Origin of the sequence: Cecembia calidifontis, from assembly GCF_004216715.1 — a bacterium.
In the GTDB taxonomy this organism is placed as follows: Bacteria; Bacteroidota; Bacteroidia; order Cytophagales; family Cyclobacteriaceae; genus Cecembia_A; species Cecembia_A calidifontis.
This window is the reverse complement of record NZ_SGXG01000001.1, coordinates 3742014-3764105: the sequence shown is the minus strand read 5'-3', so window position 1 is coordinate 3764105 and position 22092 is coordinate 3742014. Positions and strand designations below refer to the sequence as shown.

Here is a 22092-nt window from a genome sequence, read left to right as displayed (position 1 = left end):
ATTTACATTAATAATTTTTAACGCCTCTCTTTTTTTCAGGAGATAAGTTGTCACTAATTTCGGAATGTGAAAAAATACCTTTCCATTTTGGCAATGATTTGGATGATCAACACCCTGCCTGTTATTGGCCAGGTAATCACCGGCAACATCATTGATGGTCTGGACAGGAATTTTTTGGACAAGGTATGGGTGGTCAATCTTCAGACAGGGGACAGTAGTCAGACCAATGAAAGAGGTTATTTCAGGGTTTTAGGTAACAGGGGAGATAGTCTTCTCATATCCAGAAATTATTACATACCTAAAACCTTGATCGTGGGGGAAGAAAGGCATATTTTGACTGAGATTTTTCTAGATGCCAGGACCCTTCCCAGGTTTGATCTTTATGGAGAAAAGATGGTTATTCCATTTAATGCCGGCAATCTTTCCAACATCGTCTCCCTTAGCGATAGACCGGCAGGTCCAGGTAAAATTTACGGTGGTACTTCAGAACAGAACGGGATGATGCCCGGCTTTACATTAGATGGTCCGATTTCCTATTTCATGAGATCGGAAAGACAAAAACGTGAATATGCCCGTAAACTTGCCTTATTGGCCAGACAAAAGGATTATCTGGACCTTATTCAATCTGATTCTGTGATGCAGGTGCTTAAAATGGAATATAATTTAACTGATAAAGACCTCGATGATCTGATCATTGAATTTAACCTATTGAATCTGAGCCACCAATTTTTGGATATGGATACCGAAAGGGTTCAGAAAATGCTTACTGATTTTTTAGATCAAAGAACCAGATTTAGAAAAGAGGAGGATTTGGGGAGTAATTTAAAAACTGGGGAATCCAGAAAAAAGAAAGCCAATTAGATAGTAAAGGGTAAAACCTGGTTGAAAAACAGTAAAGCCACCCGAAAATCGGATGGCCTTTAACCTAAACAAAAGGCAACCAGCAAAATAAATCTTGATGCACAAAAAGATGTATGGGTGAATTGGCAACTTTCTGTGAAAAAAGCCAACCTGTTATTTAACTTCTAATTCTAACAGGGATTAATTGATGTATTAATTGGTGCCTGGGTTCCCATGAATTCCATAACACCCCAATGATTTTAAAGGAAATTATTTGGGTCCAGGACTTAATATCTTTTTTGTTCATTTATCATTGCTTTCTGAACATTTATACCTGTTAAATCCTGCAAAAGTTGTCCAAAAGTCCCATTTTGGGGATTAAATGATTTTATGAATGTATAAAGTTTTATTTATACTTTTCTTTTGAAAGACCAAGTGACAAAAAATCTGGCGACCACCTCATCTTTAGAGTTTGTTCCGGTTGAGATCATGGTCAGTTTTCCGGTTTCATTTTGTTGAAGACCGTCAATCAAATCATGTAATTCCTTGCCCTGATTACAGGAAAAAGTTATTTTTTCATTTGCCTTTTTATGGTATTCTGCCCGAAAATCTACCACCAACATGCTGAATTTACCTTTTCCGGCCATTGCCAATTGGCAGAGTGCACCGGTACTCAATTCTGCAGCACCGGCCAATGCAGCAAAGTAGATGGATTGGAAGGGATTTTGGGATCTCCAAAAGTAGGGGATGGTCACTTCGCATTTTTCGGGTGTCAAACTTTTGATTTTTAGTCTCCAAAAAACGGCAGAAGGCAATTTGAAAAACATTGCCCACCAAAAAATAAAAGGATTGTTCATTCTGCGCTGATATTTTTTTGCTTCAGTATTCATAGGAGTTCAAAGTTTTACAGGAATGAAAATAATAAAAAAGTAATTAGGTCATTTGAAATGGCATCTTTTTTGGTCAAATTCGGGTAAAATTTGAAAACTATGTTGAAAAAGATAATCTTTTTGATGGCATTGGGATTGGTGATTTATTCCTGTGCCAAAGTTCCGATGAGCGGGAGAAATCAATTGGCCTTAGTAAGCAATGAAGAACTCCTGCCTTTGGCCTATGAGCAGTATGCCCAGGTCTTAAGGGAAAATAAAGTAGTAACCAATACCGCTCAAGGCCAAATGGTGGTAAGGGTTGGGAAAAGGATTTCAGAAGCGGTAGAAAAGTACATGAGGGAGCAGGGCTTTGAAAAGCAGTTGGAAGGTTTTGCCTGGGAATTCAATTTAATAGAAGATGATATTGTAAATGCCTGGTGTATGCCTGGAGGAAAAGTGGCTTTTTATACCGGTATATTGCCTATATGTCAGGATGAGGCCGGAGTAGCTGTTGTAATGGGTCATGAAGTAGCCCACGCTATTGCCAATCATGGCCGTGAAAGAATGTCCAATGGGTTACTGCTGAATGGCCTTTTGGGTGGAGCTCAGGCAGCGATGGGTCAGAATCCTAGCTTGACCCAAAGCATTTTTCTACAGGCTTTCGGGGTAGGAGGACAACTGGGTATGTTGAAGTTTTCGAGAAGGCATGAACTGGAAGCAGACCAATTGGGTTTGAATTTTATGGCAATGGCAGGTTATGATCCAAGAGTGGCTCCGGGATTTTGGGATAGGATGAGTGAAGGTAGGAATGGAGCACCTCCAGAGTTCTTGTCCACCCACCCAGGTCCAGGCAAAAGGAAAGAAGAACTACAAAAACAAATGCCTAAAGCTTTGGAGTATTACGAACGTAGTACTAAACGTTGATGTAAGTCTCAGGAATATAAGGACTGATGATACAAAATGCGCAGGTGAAGACCTGCGCTCTTGTTTTATTGCTTATCAATTTTGGATTAAAACCCTCAGCAATTTCATGTTTTTTTCTACTGCTCGTGTCAGATTTTTATCTTGACAAAACTTTTTGAATGGTGTGAAAAAATAAGTAGATTTAATAAGTTTATGCTCAGCAATGCCAAAATCTATTATGCTGTATTCGAAGAAATCAAAATTTTTTGTTTTAGTAATGGTATGCCTGTTTTCCATCGGGAGTAACAATCAATTATTGGCACAGGAGTCCATTCTGGATGTAGGGATTCGTTTTCAAAAAAATATCAATCTTTATTGGGAAAACGGCGTTTCTGTACAGTATTCTCATAAGAAGATAAAACCGGATCAACTGTATTTTGGACTGAGTTATGTAAGCAGCAGGTTGGGTACTGCCATAAACTCCAATGCTATCAAGCAGGATAATATTTTGTTTTCCACTTCCTGGTATTTTAAAAAGGACAAGTTATTTAGGCCTGTATCCAGATTGAATCTAGGATATTTTATAGCGGATTATGAAGCTTCCATTTTCGATGTATTGCCAAATACCTCGATGCTGTTTTCTCCGGAGATCGGAGTGGTTTATGCCAGCAAAAAAGTGCCTTTGAAAGCAATGATCGGCCTTGGCTATAATTTGGTTACAGGTGATGGCACAAAAGGTGGCGGCACGGTCTATCCTTTATTTACCCAAACAACGGTATCATGGACAATTTTCAAAAAATAAGCCGATTTCTTGTAGTATTAAGCTTTTTACTGATCCATGGATCTTGTGATACCACACCAGAGATCACGGATGCCATGCTGGATGGTAAATTGATTTTTGATCCTTCATTGGACAGACCGGAAGATTTTCTGCTTTCACTTTCCAAGCCAAATCCTACTCCTGCCGAAGCATCCAAACCTGTTTTTATCCTTATGCATGGGTACAGTGCTTCCACCTTTGAATGGGAGGAATTTAGAACATGGTCCGCAAATACGCCTGATTATTTCCTTTCTTTTGTTTTATTGGGAGGGCATGGAAGGACTTATGAGGATTTCAAACGCGCCACATGGAGAGATTGGCAAAATTCCATCAGACAAGAGTATGAGCGCTTAGTAGCAGCAGGATATACCAATTAATGCCGTTTAGTTAGTGGTTAATTAACTGAAATTCATTATATTAGAGGTATAAAATAAGGCTTCCGAAAGCAGGGAGTGCTGGAAGCCTTAAAACTTTAATTGTAAATGAATTCAAGTTAAAACTAAGTTATGAAAAATTTATCATCGAAAGTAGGACTTCGGTGAAAGATTTTCTTCGTGACCGTTTCTTTTCCTTTGAAGTTCTTGTGCTTTTTATTTTGTCAAAGAGCAACAAAGGACTTAATATCTGCCTTGAAGAGTTTTTTGGGGAATCTTCCTTATCGCCCACTAAAAGTGCATTTACCCAGGCCAGGAAAAAACTGTGCTATACAGTTTTTAAAAAGCTTAACGGTTTGATCTGCAGTCTTTTTTACCAACATGCAAAGTTCAAGAAATGGAAGGGGCATAGGGTGCTTTCTGTTGATGGTTCAACACTTGAACTCCCGGATCATCCCTCCATGTCAGAGAAGTTCAGCTATCATGGTTTTGGGCCCAATGCGGATGCGGGACATTACATGAGCAGGATATCTTACCTGTATGATGTTTACAACGGCCTTGTACTGGATGCCGGTATGGAAAGCTACACCACTTCGGAAGCCACCCTATGTCATGCCCATCTTGGACATATTAAAGAAGGGGATCTTCTTGTGTGCGACAGGTATTATGCATCACTGAGACTTTTTTTCGAATTGAAAGGAAAAGGGGCCGACTTTCTTTTCAGGATGAAAGACAATTGGTGGAAATGTGTCGAAGATTTTTCCCGAAGTAGTTCCTCTGATGCGGAATATACATTAATACTCCCTCCAAAATACAGATGGCTGCTTGAAAAGTATCCCTCGTTATCCCAAACCATGACCGTAAGACTGATCAAGAAAAAGAATAAGAAGGGTAAGATTTCAATATATGCGACTTCGCTGTTGGACAGGAAAAAATATACAGCCTCCTCTCTAATAAACCTGTACAAACAGAGATGGGGAATAGAAGAAGCATATAAACTGATCAAATCAAGACTTGAAGTATCTGATTTTTCCGGCAAAACAGCATGGGCGGTCCAGCAGGACTTCTATGCTAAGACCCTGATCATATCACTCTGCAATATTCTTTGCTATGATGTGGAGCCAAAAACCAAAACAGGACGGACATCAAAGTCAGCAAGGACCTTGATAATCAATAAAACTTATGCATTGTCAAAAACAAAATCCCTGATTCTTAAAATCAGAGATTTAATTGGTGAATTGGAGCAGATTATCCAGAAATATGTAAAGAAAATCGCTTCCAAAATAGAATATTCAAAAAGAAACCAGGTATTCAAGCGGAAATTCAGAGCTAAACTGAAATACTCAATGAATTACAAATCTATTTAATCACATTCCTTAACTTAACGGCATTAATATACCAATATAAATTTCGCTGGATCTTCCGCCAGTTGTGCCTTACTTATCGATTTGATCCATTCCAACTACTTTTCAGGGAAAGTAATCCCGAGAAATATTTTTTTAGTAGATCCTATCATCATCCCATCTTCCAAGACTTTATCTCTGGCCCCTCTTGTAGGACCGATCATTGGATATATAGAATCAGATAACACCTTGGAAGAAGACAAATATTGGTACAGGTTCAGACCCCAGGAAACCCTTCAGGAATTGAATAAATTACTGACAAGGGTGAGAAAGCAATTGGAAAATGGCATTCAGTTGCCTTCTAATTGCTCACTCAAAGTTTACAAATCCATCAAAGATCCAACTGCCGATCCGGTAAGTGCGGTATTGATTTATAAGGGTTTGAAAACCAGTACCGGCGCACCCATTACTGTACAAATGATTGATTCTGATTTGCATGTATTTACCCGCCTTAATTTAAGGCAAAGCGTAAGCCAGAAGGACCGGGCCAATCAAATATCCGCATTTGAAGACTTTGTAGCACGGGTAAGGTAATGTTACAGGAGGTCCTTGCAAAATGCCTGTTATAGAAATTACCAAAACAAAAAAAATGGGCTGTCACAAGAATAGAGACAGCCCATTTTCTTGTTAACGCTGATTAAATGCCCGTAACTTTACTTGGGTGAATTTCCTTTTGGTATCCAAAGGGAAATCTCCTTTCATCATCCAATCATAGTAGGAGGGTTCTTCTTTTAGGACTGCCTCTATCGTTTTTCCTTTATGCTTCCCGAAATTAAAGCATTCTTCCCCTTTTTCATTGAAAATGAACCTCCCTGCTAGGTCAACCATTTTTTCGTTGAGGAGCAGGTGTATTTTTTTCATGTCGTTTTCAAAAACACCCAATTTATTTCCCAAAAGGTCTTCTGCTTCTTCCCCCACATATTTTTCAACCTGGGCCTTAAACACTTCATAAGTTGCCAGGGTATCAGCTTCAGCGCTATGGGCATTTTCAAGGTTTTTACCGCAATAAAATTTATAAGCCGCTGCCAGATTTCTCTTTTCCATCATATGGAAGATTTTCTGGGCATCCAAGATGTTTCTTTTTTCAATATCAAAGTCTATTCCTGCCCTAAGAAATTCTTCAACAAGCAGGGGGATATCAAACTTTAATATATTAAAACCCGCTAAATCTGCTCCTAACAAAAATTGGTGCAAATCCTTGGAAAGTGCTTTAAAAGTAGGTGCATCTTTGACATCCTTGTCATATATACCATGGATTAAAGACGTTTCTTTGGGGATTGGAATAGTTGGATTTACCAGGGTAGTTTTTATTTCTTCCTTCCCATCAGGATAAACTTTTAAAATAGAAATCTCCACAATTCTGTCAGTAGCAATATTCGTACCTGTGGCCTCTAGGTCAAAAAAAGCAATGGGCGTTTTTAAATTTAAATTCATTGTGAATGATTTTTATTGAGTATTGATTGTAAAGTACTTAAGTCCATATCGTCATAATTTCCCGAACTCATCAGAAGTAAATTCGTGTTCCGGAAATCCTGGTTTTCCAAAAAGGATTTTAGCTGCTCACTATCTGTGAATATTAGAAGATCTTTTCGTTTGAATCCATCTTTTAGGGTAGATTCATCCATTAGTTCCAGCTTTTTCAAAGATACAGCTTTTGGGTTTAAATAGATAATAGCCATATCCGCTTCATCAAAGGTATGGGCATAATTGTGAACGAAATCCTTGTTGAGGGAACTGTAGGTATGTAATTCCTGAACAGCAATCAGCCTTCGTTTTGGAAACTGGTTTTTTACAGCATTGACAGTAGCCTTTAATTTGGAAGGTGCATGTGCAAAATCCCTGAAAAGAATTCGGTCTTCTGCTTGGGCCAGGATTTCCTGTCTTTTTGCTGCGCCCTTGAAATGTTGAATGGCTTTGTAAAATTCCTCATCATTTATTCCCATTGTTCTGCAGACTTCAAGGGCCCCTTGAAGGTTTTGAAGGTTATGGTTTCCAAAAACAGCAATGGGCAATTCACCAAATGCGGTGATCAGTAAGGTTTTTCCATCTTTCACCAGGTTGGGATGGTTTGAGTAAGGGATTTTTTTTACTCCTGGAAGAGGGGTTTTTTCTGCTAATTCTTTTACCTCAGGGTCATTTTCACAATAAATGAATGTTCCGTTTTGAGGAGTCATTTGGATCAATTCCTCAAATTGAGATTTATAATTTTCAAAAGTTGGAAAAACATTGAAATGATCCCAAGCTATCCCACTCATCAATAGGATATGGTGATGGTAATGGAAAAATTTAGGCCTTCTGTCTACCGGTGAAGTGAGGTATTCATCTCCTTCAATGATAATGACAGGTGCATCCGAAAGTTTCACCATTAAATCAAAACCTTCTATTTGTGCTCCCACCAGGTAATCAAAGTCCATTCCCAAATACTTCAGGACATGAAGAATCATGGAAGTAATGGTAGTTTTTCCATGGCTTCCTGATATTACTACTCTTTGTTTATCCTGACTTTGGTTGTAAATGAATTCCGGAAATGAATAAATGGGGATATTCAGTTCTTTTGCCCGGATTAATTCCGGATTATCGATCCTTGCGTGCATACCCAATATGATGCCATCCAAATCGGACTGTATTTTCTCGGGAAACCAGCCTTTTTCAATGGGAAGAATTCCGGCATTTTTCAACCTGCTCCGTGATGGTTCGTAGATTTCATCATCCGATCCACTTACCTCATATCCTTTGGCCAATAAGGCCAGGGCTAAATTGTGCATGACCGCCCCACCTATTGCTATAAAATGATACTTTTTGGACATAATAAAATTTCTATCTTTCAAAAGTACTAAACAGGGAGTTTCTTAGACCCAATTTTTTTCTATTTTTTCCAAAGGCTTGATAAGGGTTTTGGTTTCCCAGTGAATTTTGGAATCAGGTAATTTTTATCCCGAAGAGCCGAAATATATTTTTTTCTTGACGTTATCAGGTAAAAGGTTGATATTCAGTTTTCCCGGATTAGATGTGGATATCCCGTGAATAAATTGTTCAAAAAGATAAGGGCAAAGCATGTACATTTGTTTTTATGGCAGAAAATAAACCAAGCACTACCAATAGAAATTTGGGGAGAAAAAAACCGGATCTTAATATTGGTTCGGGATTGGGGAAATTACCACCTCAGGCGATTGATTTGGAAGAAGCAGTTCTCGGTGCTTTGATGCTTGAGAAGGATGCGCTTACTACTGTAGTAGATATTCTTAAGCCCGAAAGTTTCTACAAAGAGGCCCATAAAGTAATCTACACGGCAATACTTGACCTCTTTTCTGATTCGCAACCGATTGATCTTTTGACAGTGACCAATCAGCTACGGAAAAAAGGACAGTTGGAATTGGCAGGAGGAGCATTTTTTATCACGGAGTTGACTTCCAAAGTTTCCTCGGCTGCCAATATTGAATTTCACGCCAGGATCATTACCGAACAGGCCATGAAAAGGGAAATGATCAGCATAGCTTCTGAAATCCAAAAAGATGCTTATGAAGATACTACGGATGTTTTTGAGCTGTTGGATAAGATGGAGCAATCACTGTTTGAAATTTCGGAAAAGAATATCCGGAAAAATTATGCAGATATGCGCTCCATCATGAAAGAAGCCATCATGGAGCTTGAAGCCAAAAAAGGTCAAAAGGACGGCCTTACCGGTGTTCCAAGTGGTTTTACAGCATTGGATAGGGTTACTTCAGGTTGGCAAAAATCCGATCTGGTTATCATCGCAGCGCGTCCCGCTATGGGTAAGACTGCTTTTGTTTTGTCTGTATTGAGAAATGCAGCAGTAGATCACGGCAGACCGGTAGCGATTTTTTCACTGGAAATGTCCTCTGTCCAATTGGTCAACAGGTTGATTTCCTCTGAGGCCGAATTGGATTCAGAAAAAATCAAAAAAGGAAACCTCGCAGACTATGAGTGGGAGCAATTGGTACATAAAACTGCCAAACTCTCAAAAGCCCCCCTGTTTGTAGATGATACACCGGCCCTCTCCATTCTGGAGCTCAGGGCAAAGTGCCGAAAACTCAAGGCACAACATGATATTCAGATGGTCGTAATCGACTACCTTCAGTTAATGTCAGGGGACTCCAAATCCGGAGGAGGAGGCAACAGGGAACAGGAAATTGCGAGTATTTCCAGGGCTTTGAAAAAGATAGCCAAAGAACTGAATATTCCAGTAATTGCGCTTTCTCAGTTGTCCCGTGCTGTGGAGACCAGGGGAGGAGATAAGCGGCCTCAGCTTTCCGATTTGAGGGAATCAGGAGCCATTGAGCAGGATGCCGACATGGTAATGTTCCTTTACCGTCCTGAGTATTATGGAATAACTGAGGATGAAGACGGAAACTCCACCATGGGTGTAGGTGAGGTAATCATTGCCAAGCATAGAAATGGTTCCTTGGAAAATGTTAAACTTAGGTTTATCGGTAAATACACAAAATTTGCGGATCTCGAGTTAAATGTGCCTTATAAGGCCCAAGATGCGCTCTACGGTAGTAAGTTTCCAAGTGGTGGAGGAGCCCAGGATTTCGAATCAGGTAATATGATCCGTTTGCAGAGTAAAGCCAATGGGGGAGATTTTGATGATCCATTCCCCGGCGGCTTGGGAAGCAGTGAACCAGCTCCTTTTTAAGCTTTTATGGGATATATCTCCTGAATTTATTTCTTAATTAAATAATATAAGTCATTGAAAGCTATTGTTTTAAATAGACATACTGATAGTAAAATTGAACTTACTGAAATAGCTTTGCCTCACCTGAGTGGGGAGCAGGTAAGGGTACAGATCAAAGCTGCCGCATTGAACCACAGGGATGAATGGTGCAGGCAGGGACTTTATCCCAATATTAAGGATGGGGTGATTTTGGGATCTGATGGAGCAGGAATAGTATTGGATGTGGCCCATCATGGTCTAAATGAATGGTTGGGAAAAGAAGTAATCATCAATCCTGCATTGCATTGGGGGGATGATGAAAAAGTTCAGGGCAAGGATTTTCAGATTTTGGGTATGCCCGGTCATGGGACTTTAGCTGAATTTGTAGATGTTGATGTAAACAGAATTTTTGCCAAACCTGCATTTATGAACTGGGAGGAGGCTGCAGCATTGCCATTAGGTGGCTTGACTGCTTACAGGGCATTGATGGTTCAGAGCAGCTTACAAAAAGGTGAAAAAGTGTTGGTGACCGGATTTGGTGGTGGAGTGGCCCAATTTGCAGCCCAATTTGCTTTGGCTGCAGGTGCAGAAGTATACATCAGCAGTAGCAGTGAGAATAAGATAGCTTCAGCGCTGGCTCTTGGTATAACGAAAGGCTTCAATTATAAAGATGAAAATTGGGCAGAGGAAGCACTAAAGGAAACCGGCGGTTTTGACCTGATTATTGACAGTGCCATGGGGGATACAATCAATAACCTTATCCATGTGGTCAAGCCAGGTGGAAGGATTGTGTTTTATGGAGCGACTAAAGGAAATCCAAGTGGATTCAATGCCAGAAAGGTATTTTGGAATCAGCTAAAAATAATAGGAAGCACGATGGGAAGTGATAAGGATTTTGAAGAGATGCTTTCATTTGTGAAACACCATCAGATCCATCCTGTAATTGATCAGGTATTTCTTTTGGAGGAAGCGGAAAAAGCTTTTGACCGCATGAAGCTAGGTCAGCAACTGGGCAAAATCGTGATTAAAATTTGATAGGCTCTTATTCAAGGGTCCATGGATTTCAATAATGAAAATTTCCTGACCCTTGTTTTTATCCATCCAGGTCGTTTTCGAACAGAAAATTTTGATAGCTGTTTTTCAGTTCTCTTAGTGTATTCAATTGTTTTTCCTTTTCTGCCAAATGAATTCCTTCTTCAAAGACTGATTTCGCCAAATCCAGGTCGCCATGTTCGGCAAAAAAGTGGGCAGCATGATAATAGGTTGGAAGGTAACCTTTGTGCTCATTTAGTAGTTTATGAAATAGACTGGCAGCTTTTTCTGGAGAGGAGTTTTGATGTTCCAAGGCCAATGCATACCAGTTGAAAGGGTTTTCGGGCTCCTGTTCTGCAAACGATTGTAACATCTCTATGCGGGACAATTTGCTCATAAATTCTTTTTTTAATTATCATTCAATTACTAAATTCACGCAATTTAAAAATAAATAACCTAAAGTTTTATACATGAAAATTCTTGTTTGTATAACCCACGTACCGGATACTACTTCAAAAATCCAGTTCACTGACAATAACACCAAGTTTGATAAAAATGGCGTGCAGTTCATCATTGGACCTTATGATGATTATGCCTTGGCCAGGGCAGTGGAACTGAAAGAGCAGCTGGGCGCTAGCCTGACAGTGTTGAACGTAGGTGAGGCAGAAACTGAACCAACATTAAGAAAAGCATTGGCTATCGGTGCTGATGATGCCATCAGAGTCAATGCTTTCCCAAAAGATTCTCTGTTTGTGGCAAGTCAAATTGCCGCAATTGCCAAGCAAAACAATTATGACCTGATCATGATGGGTAGAGAGTCCATTGATTTCAATGGCGGTATGGTCCATGGAATGGTAGGAGAAATGTTGGGCATTCCTTCCGTCTCTCCGGTGATGAAATTGGAGATTGAAGGAGATTCCGTGAAGATGGCCAGAGAAATTGAAGGCGGTAAAGAATATCTTGAAGCTAAGTTGCCTTTGGTAGCTGGATGTCAGGAGCCTATTGCAGAGTGGAAAATTCCAAATATGCGGGGAATTATGTCTGCAAGAACCAAACCTTTGCAGGTTATTGAGCCTGTAACAGACCAGACAGCTACAGAGGTGACCAATTATCAATTGCCTCCTGCAAAAGGTGCAGTGAAACTCATAGACAAAGACAATGTGGAAGAATTGGTGAAACTGCTTAAAAATGAAGCGAAAGTGCTTTAATTAAATGTTTTTAAACTCTTGAAAATCAAAAAAATTATGTCAGTATTAGTGTATATAGAACATGCGGATGGTTCCGTAAAAAAAACCAGCTTGGAGGCAGTATCTTATGCAAAAGCCCTTTCCGACAAACTTGGTGCCGGTGAAGTTATAGCAGTAGCATTGGGAAGTATAGCTCAGGAAGAATTGGCAAAAGCAGGCCATGCAGGTGCCGCCAAAGTAATGCATGTCAATGATGAAAAACTCAATGCAGGTATTATTCAGGCGCATGCTGAAGCGGTGGCCCAGGTTTATAGAAAGGTTGGTGCCGGCACGCTTGTTTTGGCAAAATCTTCCTTGGGAGATGCAGTAGCAGCCAGATTGGCCGTGAAGTTAGATGCGGCTTTGGTCTCCAATGTGGTAGAATTGCCTGAAACAGGTTCAGGTTATAAAGTCAAGAGAAGTATTTATACAGGTAAAGCCTTTGCAGAAACCTCTGTAAATAAGGATCATAAAATATTGGCAGTGAAGAAAAATGCCGTAGATCTAAAAACTGATGGTGCAGCTGCAGCGGTAGAAACTGTGGCTTTGGATATCAATGCTGATAATTTTGCCACCAAAATCATTTCTACAGACAAGGCAACAGGTGAAGTATTACTGCCTGAAGCAGACATCGTTGTATCTGGTGGAAGAGGCATGAAAGGACCTGAAAATTGGGGATTGATCGAAGACCTTGCGAAAGAATTGGGAGCTGCAACTGGTTGTTCCAAGCCGGTTTCTGATATTGGTTGGAGACCTCATCATGAGCACGTGGGACAGACAGGAGTAAAAGTTGCACCAACTTTGTATATAGCTGTTGGAATTTCGGGGGCTATTCAACATCTTGCAGGTGTAAATTCTTCAAAGTGTATCGTTGTGATCAATAAAGATGCTGAGGCACCGTTTTTCAAAGCTGCTGATTATGGGATCGTAGGTGACGCTTTTGAAGTTTTGCCAAAGCTAACTGAAGCAGTAAAAGCATTAAAATAACTTTATCCAGTGGACCAAACTGTTGAATTAGAAATTTTGGGATTATCCTCTAATCATTCGCAATCAGGGTCTTTTACCTTGGTGATGGGTGAAGTGGGTGGCAATAGACGTTTACCAATTGTGATTGGGATGTTTGAGGCCCAGGCCATTGCCATTGAGATAGAGAAGATTATACCCAATAGGCCGATGACGCACGATCTGTTCAAGTCTTTTGCAGGAAATTTCAATTTCACAATTGATCATATTCTGATTTCAGATATGAGAGAGGGTGTTTTTTATGCCAATATTGTTTGTAAGACAGGTACAAAAACAGTTGAAATTGATGCGAGGCCATCAGATGCCATCGCTATTGCAGTGAGATTTGATGCACCTATTTATTGTGCATCAAGGGTAATGGAAGAATTTTCGACAGAATATATTGAAGAAGAAGAAAGGAAAGAATATGAAAAACCTGCTCCTCCAAAGAAACCTGCTCCAAGTCCTTCCAAATCAACTGATTCCCTTAAAGACTACAGTTTGGACAAATTGAACCAGCTACTGGAAAAAGCCATCAATAATGAAGATTATGAAAAGGCGGCCAGGATAAGGGATGAAATCAACAGGAGAAACTGACAAAGGAAGCCTGGTAATGAGCCAGGCTTTTTTTGTTTATCTTAACAAAAGTGTTAAAAATAAATTAGGACATATTTATTCTCAATGGATTACTTCAGAGGCTTAATAGGAATTGTTTTACTTTTGGCTTTTGCATTGATTTTTTCTGCCAACAAAAGGGCGGTAGATTGGAGATTGGTTGGAATAGGGGTTATTCTTCAGGCTATCTTTGGCTTCATGATCACCAAAGTTGATTTTGTGGCAAGGATTTTTGCCACAGTAAGTAGGGCTTTTGTAAAGCTTTTGAGTTTTTCTGAAGATGGGGCCTTGTTCATTTTCGGAGATCTTGCTACAGATACCTTTGGTTTTATTTTTGCTTTTAAAGTCTTGCCGACAATAATTTTCTTTTCCACGGTTTCTGCGGGACTTTATTACCTTGGTATTTTGCAAAAAATTGTCTTTGGAATTGCTTGGGTGATGTCAAGGACCATGAGACTTTCTGGACCGGAGAGCCTTTCTGCAGCGGGAAATATATTTCTTGGACAGACGGAAGCTCCCTTATTGGTGCGGCCATTTATCCCCACCATGTCAAGATCAGAACTGATGTGTTTGATGACCGGTGGTATGGCCACTATTGCAGGAGGGGTTTTGGCAGGTTATGTGGCTTTTTTGGGCGGTGATAGCCTGGAGGAGCAAAGTAGATTTGCAGCCTATTTATTGGGAGCAAGTATTATGAATGCCCCTGCGGCCATTGTGATGTCCAAAATCATGATACCGGAACAGGATAAGGAGGTAATCAATGACAAACTTGAAGTGAGTCAGGAAAATATGGGTGTCAATCTGATTGATGCCATGTCCATAGGAGCTTCTGAGGGCTTAAAACTTGCTTTGAATGTTGGCGGTATGCTATTGGCATTCATTGCAGTAATTGCAGCTTTGAATTTTATCCTATCCGGACTTATTGGTGAATATTCAGGACTGAATGCCCTGGTAGTGTCTTCCACTGATGGACAGTTCAATGGATTCTCTTTGGAATATATTTTAGGCCAGATTTTCAGGGTTTTTGCCTGGGTGATTGGAGTGGAATGGAGTGAGACGCTACAGGTTGGCTCTCTTCTAGGTCAAAAAACGGTCATCAATGAATTTGTTGCCTATTTGAGTTTGGCTGATATGAAAGCAGCTGAAGCTTTATCTCCAAAATCTGTTGTGATTGCTACCTATGCATTATGCGGGTTTTCCAATTTCAGCTCAATTGCTATTCAGGTAGGTGGAATTGGAAGTATTGCTCCGAACCAACAAGGTAATTTGTCCAAATTGGGCATGCGGGCTTTGCTTGCAGCGACTTTGGCCTGCCTCATGACAGCTACTATTGCGGGCATGTTGGTTGATTAATTGGCTTAAGGGTAAAAAAAAACAGCCCATTCCGAAGACCGGAATGGGCTGTTTTCATTTAAATAATTGGATTATTCTTCGGTAACCACAATTTTTTCGATTATATCTCCTTGTCTGATCTGGTCGATCACCTCAAGGCCTTCCACAACTTTACCGAAGCAGGTATGCCTTCTATCCAGGTGTTTGGTGTTTTCTCTGTTATGACAGATAAAAAACTGTGAACCGCCTGTATTTCTTCCTGCATGTGCCATAGAAAGGACACCTTTGTTATGGTATTGATTGTCTCCATCCAATTCACAGTCGATTTTGTAACCAGGACCTCCGGTGCCATTTCCGATAGGGCAACCTCCTTGGATCACAAAATTTGGTATTACTCTATGGAAGGTAAGGCCATCATAAAATCCCTTTTTTGCCAAGGATATAAAGTTTTCTACTGTTTTAGGGGCGTCTTTTTCAAAGAATTCCACTTTCATGGTACCCTTTGCGGTATGTATTTCTGCTGTTTTCATGAAATTAATTTTGGTCAAAAGTAATAAATACTCAATACCGTCCTAAATAAAATATGAGAGGTCTGGTTTTTTGCCCAAAATAGCTATTTTGGGTTTGCACCAAAAAACATAAACCTCCCATGAGTAATATTACATTGTTTTCTCAGATTATTAAAAAAATCGAGCGTTCAATTTTCAAGAAACTGGTTGAAGAGAAGCAAACGGACAAGGGCTGCAAAGGCTTTGACAGCTGGACGCATTTGGTTTCCATGCTTTTTTGCCATTTTGCCAAAAGTACTTCTGTAAGGGATATTTCAAACGGCCTGCGTTCGGCCACGGGGAACCTCAACCATCTGGGGATTGCCAAGGCACCATCCAAGTCCAGTATCAGTTATCAGAACAAGCGCAGGGACTCTGACCTGTTCAAGGAGCTGTATTACGAGCTTCTGAAGCATTTAGGACAGCAGGCGTCCCTGAGCAGGGTAAAACTACGGATCAAGGCTCCCGTCTATCTGCTCGACTCCACGGTGGTAAGTCTTTGCCTTTCGATGTTTGACTGGGCAACCTTCAGGACCAAAAAGGGTGCTGTAAAGATGCATACGCTTCTGGACTATGACGGGAAACTCCCTGTTTATGTGAATATTACAGAAGGAAGTATGGCAGACAATAAAGGCGCTTATGATATTCCTTTGGAGAAAGGATCCGTTATAGTGGCGGACCGCTATTACAATGACTTTCCGATGCTCAACATTTGGGACAGCAAGGGGGTCTTTTTCGTCATAAGGCACAAGGATAACCTTAAGTTCAGCACAATCAATGAACGTCGACTCCCTGAAAATACTGCACAGGAAGTACTGATAGACGAAGAAATTGAACTGGTAAACCCGCAGTCAAAAGTGAAGTACCCCGGAAAACTCAGAAGAGTGGCTGTATGGGACGAAAAAAACCGACAGACCGTCGAACTGATTACCAATAACTTCAAATGGTCAGCAAAGACAATCGGTGATCTTTACCGGTGCCGATGGGAGATTGAGATCTTCTTCAGGGACATCAAGCAGTTACTCCATATCAAAACCTTTATCGGAACATCGAAAAATGCCGTGATGATCCAGATATGGACCGCGCTGATCACCATTCTGCTCCTAAAAGTGATGAAGGCAACCGCTAAATTCGGATGGCATCTGTCCAATCTGGTTGCATTTATCAGACTGAACATATTCGTTAAAATAGAGCTGCAAAAGTGGCTGGACAAACCCTTTGAAGACCATGAAAAACCTCCTCAAAAAAGCCAACAGGGGGTTCTATTTCCGGATTACAGATAAAATCACAATAGAAATTGCAGAAACACAGCTAAACATCTGTCTTGTAAATTATTTAGGACAGCATTGATAAATACTCGCTTTTCTATCCAATTCAAAAACGAAAAAGGAGTGCCATGCACTCCTTTTCATTTGGGTTTATATGTCCTCGAAAGGGTCTCATCACCATTTTGGAGCTCCAGCTAGGATATCCTCTGTGGCAAAATCTTTATATTTTTCAAAATTCTGAATAAATGCGGCACCCAATTCCCTGGCTTTTTTGTCATATGCCTCCTTGTCTGACCAAGTTGCTCTAGGGCTTAAAACTTCATCAGGCACATTTGGACAATTCTCAGGTATGCCTACTCCAAACACACTGTGGGTCCGGTAGTTGACATGGTCAAGTTTACCTTCCAATGCGGCCGAAATCATTGCCCTGGTGTATTTGAGTTTCATTCTATGGCCTATGCCATAAGGACCACCCGTCCAGCCTGTGTTGACCAACCAAACATTGACCTGGTGCTTTTCCATCTTTTCGCCAAAAAGTTTAGCGTATTCAATGGGGTGTAGCGGTAAAAACGCTGCTCCAAAACAGGCAGAGAATGTAGTTTTTGGTTCGGTTACACCCACTTCTGTTCCGGCTACTTTAGCAGTATAACCAGAAATAAAGTGATACATCGCCTGGCTTTTGTTCAATTTAGAAATTGGGGGAATCACGCCAAAAGCATCAGCGGTCAGAAAGAAGATATTTTTAGGGATTCCTGCTTTTGAGGGCACAAGGGCATTTTTAATATGATGGATAGGATAGGAGGTTCTGGTATTCTCAGTTACATCTTTATTGGAATAATCGACTGTCCTGGTGCCTGGAATGAACCTCGTGTTTTCTAAAATGGCTCCAAACTTGATCGCATCCCAAATTTCGGGTTCCTTTTCCCTGCTGAGGTCAATCACTTTTGCGTAGCACCCGCCTTCAAAATTAAAAATAGAGTCTTCATTCCATCCGTGCTCATCATCTCCGATCAAGGATCTTTTGGGATCCGCAGACAAGGTCGTTTTCCCGGTTCCGGAAAGCCCGAAAAATACAGCTGTATCCCCTTCTTCACCAACGTTGGCGGAACAATGCATGGAAAGAACACCGAGCTCATGAGGTAGAATGTAATTTAATACCGAGAAAATTCCCTTTTTCATTTCTCCGGCATAGGCAGTTCCTCCAATAAGTAGTATTCTTTTGGATAAGTTGATGATAGAAAAATTGGACTGCCTTGTTCCGTCAACCTCTGGGTCTGCATGAAAATCCGGAGCGCAAATAATGGTGAAGTCTGCCTCAAAATTTTCAAAATCTTCTTCAAGTGGCCTTAAAAACATATTGTAGCAGAATAGGTTATGCCAAGCCAGTGTGTTGACAACTTTTAGCTTTAGTCTGTATTTGGAATCTGCACCCGCAAATGCTTCTCTCACATAAAGATTTTTGTCTTTGAGGAATTCTGTCATTTTTGAGTAAAGACTTTCAAATTTCTCTTCATCAAAGGGAATATTGATGTCTCCCCACCAAATACTTTCCGCAGTCTTACTGTCTTTGACAATAAACCTATCTTTGGGAGAACGGCCAGTAAAGGTCCCTGTATCAGCCATCAGGGCTCCTGTATCAGTAAGCACCCCTTCTTTGTTGGCCAAAGCATGTTCAATCAATTCTGCTGGACTGAGATTCCAAAAAATGTTCCTGCCGGTTTGGATACCTAGGTCAGATAAGGACTTTTTATCTGGCTTCATTTCTAGATCTAACATAAGAATTGTGTTTCTTTTTGGGTTTATATTCTGTCTCAAAGATAGGTATTTCCCAAATTGATAAACAATAAAAAGTGCCATTTTTTGTGTTTTCAATCGATTACGTAAATAAAATTTGGTAAATTTATATAGATATTATTTTGCTACTTCTATCTGCGTTAAAAACCAGGGAAAAATTGAATTTTCCCAATTATTTGTCTTATCTCCAGGGTCTTTTAATGCAGGAGAATTTGGAAAATTCTCTTATCATTGTGTTTATGTTTGAATTAATCACTCAATAAACAAGTCGAATTTTGGAAAAAAATCTAGGAAAAAACATGGGAGCAGAGGGATTGGATCTGTTTCCAGGCCCCACCTTATTTGGACATCCTAAAGGATTGATGACGCTCTTTTTCACAGAAATGTGGGAAAGGTTCAGTTATTATGGGATGCGGGCCTTGTTGATTCTCTTTATGACATCCGCCATAGTGGATGGTGGTTTGGGCTTTGATGATAAAACTTCTGGTGCCATCTATGGACTTTACACTATGGGAGTCTATTTGTTTGCTCTGCCGGGAGGCTGGTTTGCCGATAGATTGTTCGGACTTAAGAAATCAGTCTGGTATGGAGGTATTATCATCGCTTTAGGGCATTTTACCATGGCCCTCCCTGGATTGGCCCAATTAATATTCGGAGGGTCGGTCGATCCCAAGGACAGTCTGTCTGCTTTGGACACGAATTCTTTTTTTATTGGATTGATATTAATCGTTTTAGGCACCGGATTATTGAAGCCTAATATCAGTTCGATTGTGGGGCAGCTTTACCCGGCCGGAAGTTCAAAGCGGGATGCAGGATTTTCTATTTTTTATATGGGTATCAATATTGGAGCCTTGATCGCACCAATTGCCTGCAGTACTTTAGCTACTTTTGATTGGCATTTGGGATTCGGATTGGCAGGTTTAGGTATGGTTTTTGGCCTGATCCAATACAAACTTACCGGAAGTTCACTGGATGGCTATGGGGATGAGGTTCCTGTTCTAACCGAAAAAGACAGTAAGGAGAGGGAACGGCTTAAGAAAACTCTATTGGGAATAGGTGCAATAGCTTTGTTTGTGCTTGCGATCTTATTTATGGGTGTTGTACCCATTAATGTTGCAGCAATCGCAGGAGCTTCGGGGACGATTATTGCCATAGTTGCTTTTTTATATTTGGGCTATGTGATTCTATTTGGTGGTTTAAATACAGATGAAAGGAAAAAAGTCGGTGTAATTGCCATTTTGTTTTTTTTCTCAGCCTTGTTCTGGTCTGGATTTGAGCAGGCAGGATCCACATTGAATTTATTTGCAGAACGTTTTACAGACAGGAGCTTTTTGGGCTGGGAGATTCCTGCCGGATATTTTCAATCTGTCAACTCCATGTTCATTATCCTTTTTGCCCCATTTTTCGGTGCGCTTTGGGTATGGCTGGGAAGGAGGAGTCTGGAACCAAGTTCGCCTTTGAAATTTGCCATGGGATTGTTGCTTCTGGGACTTGGTTTCCTGGTGATGTATTTTGCTGCCAAAATAGCTGCATCAGGAGACTTAGCGGCGCCTACCTGGTTAATCTTCACCTACATGTTGCATACCTTTGGTGAATTGAGTTTAAGCCCTGTCGGCCTTAGTTTGGTGACCAAGCTGTCTCCGGCAAAATATGGAGGTCAAATGATGGGGATTTGGTTTTTATCGGTTTCCTTGGGCAATTTAATTGCAGGATTGGTTGCTGGAGAAGCAAGTGGTGGTACTGAAGAGGCTTTGGCACAAATGCCCAGCCAATATTTGATGATTGTTTATACAGCTGTTGGAGCTGGTGTAGTCCTATTGTTGTTGAGTAAGCCAATCCGAAAACTGATGGGAAATGTTCACTGAAAAAAAACAAAAAGGCAAAAAAAAGAGGTCCAAAGACCTCTTTTTTTATTTTTCTTTAGACTCCTTTGGAGGAGTGGTGTTTCTAAAATCCATTGCACTTAATCCTGCACCCAAACCTATCAGGATACAAACGATCAACAAGAACAGCTGTGCTCCAAAAGCTATTGGTGCACTAAAGATTTCTAGTAAAGTCATATAAACGAATTTTATTGGTTCAGCGTAATTTTCACGCAATATAAGCCAGAACTATTATCCTTCAAAATGGGGAATAAAAAAAAGCAGGTTAATCCATGATGCACCTGCTTTCCCTTTCTTAAGAGTTAGTCGATTTCGTCATCGAAGTCTTCGAAGTCATCGTCATCGAAATCGTCATCAAAATCCTCCTCCTCGAAGTCCATGAAGTTTTCATCAATCAATTCGCTGTCTTCATCGATATCATAAACCTCATCTTGAAATTCATCAGCGAACTCATCTTCATCCTCGAAGTCATCGAATTCTTCAAAATCGTCATCAAAATCCTCCATAGCGTGATTTAAATTAATGGTGCAAGATTATAATTGGATTATGTTGCTAAATACGGGAAAATTAATCTTTATGCAAACACCTTGGAACTGATATTTTTTTCATCAAAATCCATCAGGTTTTTATCAAATTGTTTTACCCATTCATTTTCAAGGATTAAGGTCCAGGTTTCAAGATAAAGAATTACATCCTCTTTGTTGTTTTTCTTTAAGTGCAGTCTTTTTTCCACCGGTATATGTGCCAAGATCTTGGGATCGGACAATCTCTCCAAGTGTTTTAATTCATCCAAGGTCAATCCAGCATCCAGCATTTTAGATATCATGAGATCCATGGGGTATCCTGAAGTTGGGCAATAATCTACCAACTGATCATTCCAGTCACCATGTTTTTCCATCGCATATTGATGGATTTCAGCTTTCGATAATTGAGTTATTTCTTGGGCAAGGTTGCCACAATTACATGCTCCCATGTGGCCCCATTGATATGGTGCGTTATTCTTTAGTTTTATAATCGTCTTTCTAAATGCTGCAATCAATTCTGCGGATACTCTAGCCATAGCATATTCTTTTGTTCCAAAAATTTAACTACTTGTTTTAGCTGGGTGTTTAACGAATTTGCTAAAAAGTACCCGAAAAAAAAAGACCATCAATGAAAGATGGTCTTGATATATTTTTTAACCAGAGGCTTTGAAAGGTATTTTTTTACCAGAGCATAATTACTGGCCTTGTCTATATCCCTTTCATCTACCGAACTGCTAAGGATGTAAACTTCGGGGCTGTTATTGGTAGGATGAAACTCTTCCAAAAAATCCCAACCCGTCATTTCAGGCATATTCAGATCCAAAAACAGATAATTGGGCTCAATTTCAGGTATTTCTTTCAATGCATTGATGGCATTGTTGTATTTGTATATCTGAAAAGGAACCTTGATGTTTTTGGAAATCAATTTTTCCGTCACGAAGGTGCTTATTGGATCATCATCTATAAGAACTATCCTTACCATTG

Annotated in this window: 24 protein-coding genes; 14 read left to right on the top strand and 10 right to left on the bottom strand. The window is 40.2% G+C overall.

Features of this window, described 5'->3' with window-relative positions; all coding sequences use genetic code 11:
• Window positions 1–66 precede the first annotated feature (66 nt).
• Window positions 67–861, top strand: a complete 795-nt coding sequence (locus BC751_RS16130; protein ID WP_242617502.1) for a hypothetical protein — start codon at window positions 67–69, stop codon at window positions 859–861.
• 389 nt (window positions 862–1250) lie between these two features.
• On the opposite strand, the gene BC751_RS16125 is transcribed toward BC751_RS16130, so the two are convergent.
• A complete protein-coding gene (locus BC751_RS16125) occupies window positions 1251–1730 on the bottom strand; it encodes a DUF4442 domain-containing protein (protein ID WP_130276553.1) in 480 nt (159 codons plus the stop codon).
• A gap of 99 nt (window positions 1731–1829) precedes the next feature.
• On the opposite strand from BC751_RS16125, the gene BC751_RS16120 reads away from it, so the two are divergent.
• From BC751_RS16120 to BC751_RS16100, 5 genes are all read left to right on the top strand, one after another.
• On the top strand, window positions 1830–2633 hold the full coding sequence (locus tag BC751_RS16120) for a M48 family metallopeptidase (RefSeq protein WP_130276552.1): 804 nt from the start codon (window positions 1830–1832) through the stop codon (window positions 2631–2633).
• 202 nt (window positions 2634–2835) lie between these two features.
• Entirely contained in the window at window positions 2836–3414 is a 579-nt protein-coding gene (locus BC751_RS16115; RefSeq protein ID WP_165389853.1) for a hypothetical protein, read from the top strand.
• On the top strand, window positions 3393–3809 hold the full coding sequence (locus BC751_RS16110; RefSeq protein WP_130276550.1) for a hypothetical protein: 417 nt from the start codon (window positions 3393–3395) through the stop codon (window positions 3807–3809). The genes BC751_RS16115 and BC751_RS16110 overlap by 22 nt, the downstream gene beginning before the upstream one ends.
• Window positions 3810–3970: 161 nt before the next feature.
• Window positions 3971–5173 (top strand): IS4 family transposase, encoded by a 1203-nt coding sequence (locus BC751_RS16105; protein ID WP_165389808.1) that lies wholly within the window; start codon window positions 3971–3973, stop codon window positions 5171–5173.
• An 81-nt stretch (window positions 5174–5254) separates the two neighbouring features.
• A complete protein-coding gene (locus tag BC751_RS16100; RefSeq protein WP_130276549.1) occupies window positions 5255–5743 on the top strand; it encodes a hypothetical protein in 489 nt (162 codons plus the stop codon).
• 93 nt (window positions 5744–5836) lie between these two features.
• On the opposite strand, the gene BC751_RS16095 is transcribed toward BC751_RS16100, so the two are convergent.
• Together BC751_RS16095 and BC751_RS16090 are read right to left on the bottom strand one after the other, a co-directional pair.
• The gene (locus BC751_RS16095; RefSeq protein WP_130276548.1) at window positions 5837–6643 is read right to left on the bottom strand and encodes a 3'-5' exonuclease; all 807 of its coding nucleotides are present in this window, start codon (window positions 6641–6643) and stop codon (window positions 5837–5839) included.
• Window positions 6640–8016, bottom strand: coding sequence for a UDP-N-acetylmuramate--L-alanine ligase (locus tag BC751_RS16090; protein ID WP_130276547.1), 1377 nt, complete (start codon window positions 8014–8016; stop codon window positions 6640–6642). Before BC751_RS16090 ends, BC751_RS16095 begins: the two co-directional genes overlap by 4 nt.
• 263 nt (window positions 8017–8279) lie before the next feature.
• Between BC751_RS16090 and dnaB the strand changes: the two genes are divergently transcribed.
• Window positions 8280–9866: a replicative DNA helicase gene (dnaB, locus tag BC751_RS16085; RefSeq protein ID WP_130276546.1), complete on the top strand. Its 1587-nt coding sequence runs from the start codon at window positions 8280–8282 to the stop codon at window positions 9864–9866.
• Window positions 9867–9920: 54 nt separating this feature from the next.
• Entirely contained in the window at window positions 9921–10919 is a 999-nt protein-coding gene (locus BC751_RS16080) for a zinc-binding dehydrogenase (protein ID WP_130276545.1), read from the top strand.
• A 58-nt stretch (window positions 10920–10977) separates the two neighbouring features.
• Here BC751_RS16080 and BC751_RS16075 read toward each other — a convergent pair whose 3' ends face one another.
• Complete coding sequence (locus BC751_RS16075) at window positions 10978–11313, bottom strand: tetratricopeptide repeat protein (RefSeq protein WP_130276544.1); 336 nt, start codon at window positions 11311–11313, stop codon at window positions 10978–10980.
• 73 nt (window positions 11314–11386) lie between these two features.
• Here BC751_RS16075 and BC751_RS16070 point away from each other — a divergent pair, with 73 nt between their 5' ends.
• From BC751_RS16070 to BC751_RS16055, 4 genes are all read left to right on the top strand, one after another.
• Window positions 11387–12124 carry an electron transfer flavoprotein subunit beta/FixA family protein gene (locus BC751_RS16070; protein WP_130276543.1) on the top strand — a complete coding sequence of 246 codons (738 nt, stop codon included), beginning with the start codon at window positions 11387–11389 and terminating at the stop codon, window positions 12122–12124.
• Window positions 12125–12160: 36 nt separating this feature from the next.
• The gene (locus tag BC751_RS16065; protein ID WP_130276542.1) at window positions 12161–13129 is read left to right on the top strand and encodes an electron transfer flavoprotein subunit alpha/FixB family protein; all 969 of its coding nucleotides are present in this window, start codon (window positions 12161–12163) and stop codon (window positions 13127–13129) included.
• 9 nt (window positions 13130–13138) lie between these two features.
• Window positions 13139–13741 (top strand): bifunctional nuclease family protein, encoded by a 603-nt coding sequence (locus tag BC751_RS16060; protein WP_130276541.1) that lies wholly within the window; start codon window positions 13139–13141, stop codon window positions 13739–13741.
• A gap of 84 nt (window positions 13742–13825) precedes the next feature.
• The gene (locus BC751_RS16055) at window positions 13826–15112 is read left to right on the top strand and encodes a NupC/NupG family nucleoside CNT transporter (RefSeq protein WP_130276540.1); all 1287 of its coding nucleotides are present in this window, start codon (window positions 13826–13828) and stop codon (window positions 15110–15112) included.
• A 71-nt stretch (window positions 15113–15183) separates the two neighbouring features.
• Here BC751_RS16055 and BC751_RS16050 read toward each other — a convergent pair whose 3' ends face one another.
• A complete protein-coding gene (locus BC751_RS16050) occupies window positions 15184–15621 on the bottom strand; it encodes a peptidylprolyl isomerase (RefSeq protein WP_130276539.1) in 438 nt (145 codons plus the stop codon).
• Between the two features lie 119 nt (window positions 15622–15740).
• Between BC751_RS16050 and BC751_RS16045 the strand changes: the two genes are divergently transcribed.
• On the top strand, window positions 15741–16922 hold the full coding sequence (locus BC751_RS16045; protein WP_130275223.1) for an IS4 family transposase: 1182 nt from the start codon (window positions 15741–15743) through the stop codon (window positions 16920–16922).
• A gap of 159 nt (window positions 16923–17081) precedes the next feature.
• Here BC751_RS16045 and pckA read toward each other — a convergent pair whose 3' ends face one another.
• Window positions 17082–18683, bottom strand: coding sequence for a phosphoenolpyruvate carboxykinase (ATP) (gene pckA, locus BC751_RS16040; protein WP_130276538.1), 1602 nt, complete (start codon window positions 18681–18683; stop codon window positions 17082–17084).
• Window positions 18684–19000: 317 nt separating this feature from the next.
• On the opposite strand from pckA, the gene BC751_RS16035 reads away from it, so the two are divergent.
• A complete protein-coding gene (locus BC751_RS16035; protein WP_130277613.1) occupies window positions 19001–20566 on the top strand; it encodes a peptide MFS transporter in 1566 nt (521 codons plus the stop codon).
• A gap of 45 nt (window positions 20567–20611) precedes the next feature.
• Here the strand turns inward: BC751_RS16035 and BC751_RS21960 are convergent, their stop codons facing one another.
• The 4 genes from BC751_RS21960 to BC751_RS16020 all read right to left on the bottom strand — a co-directional run bounded on the left by BC751_RS21960 (window position 20612) and on the right by BC751_RS16020 (window position 22090).
• A complete protein-coding gene (locus BC751_RS21960; RefSeq protein WP_165389852.1) occupies window positions 20612–20761 on the bottom strand; it encodes a hypothetical protein in 150 nt (49 codons plus the stop codon).
• Between the two features lie 125 nt (window positions 20762–20886).
• Entirely contained in the window at window positions 20887–21090 is a 204-nt protein-coding gene (locus BC751_RS16030; RefSeq protein WP_130276537.1) for a hypothetical protein, read from the bottom strand.
• A 68-nt stretch (window positions 21091–21158) separates the two neighbouring features.
• Window positions 21159–21644: a hypothetical protein gene (locus tag BC751_RS16025; protein ID WP_130276536.1), complete on the bottom strand. Its 486-nt coding sequence runs from the start codon at window positions 21642–21644 to the stop codon at window positions 21159–21161.
• 89 nt (window positions 21645–21733) lie between these two features.
• Window positions 21734–22090: a response regulator gene (locus BC751_RS16020; protein WP_130276535.1), complete on the bottom strand. Its 357-nt coding sequence runs from the start codon at window positions 22088–22090 to the stop codon at window positions 21734–21736.
• Window positions 22091–22092: the final 2 nt, after the last annotated feature.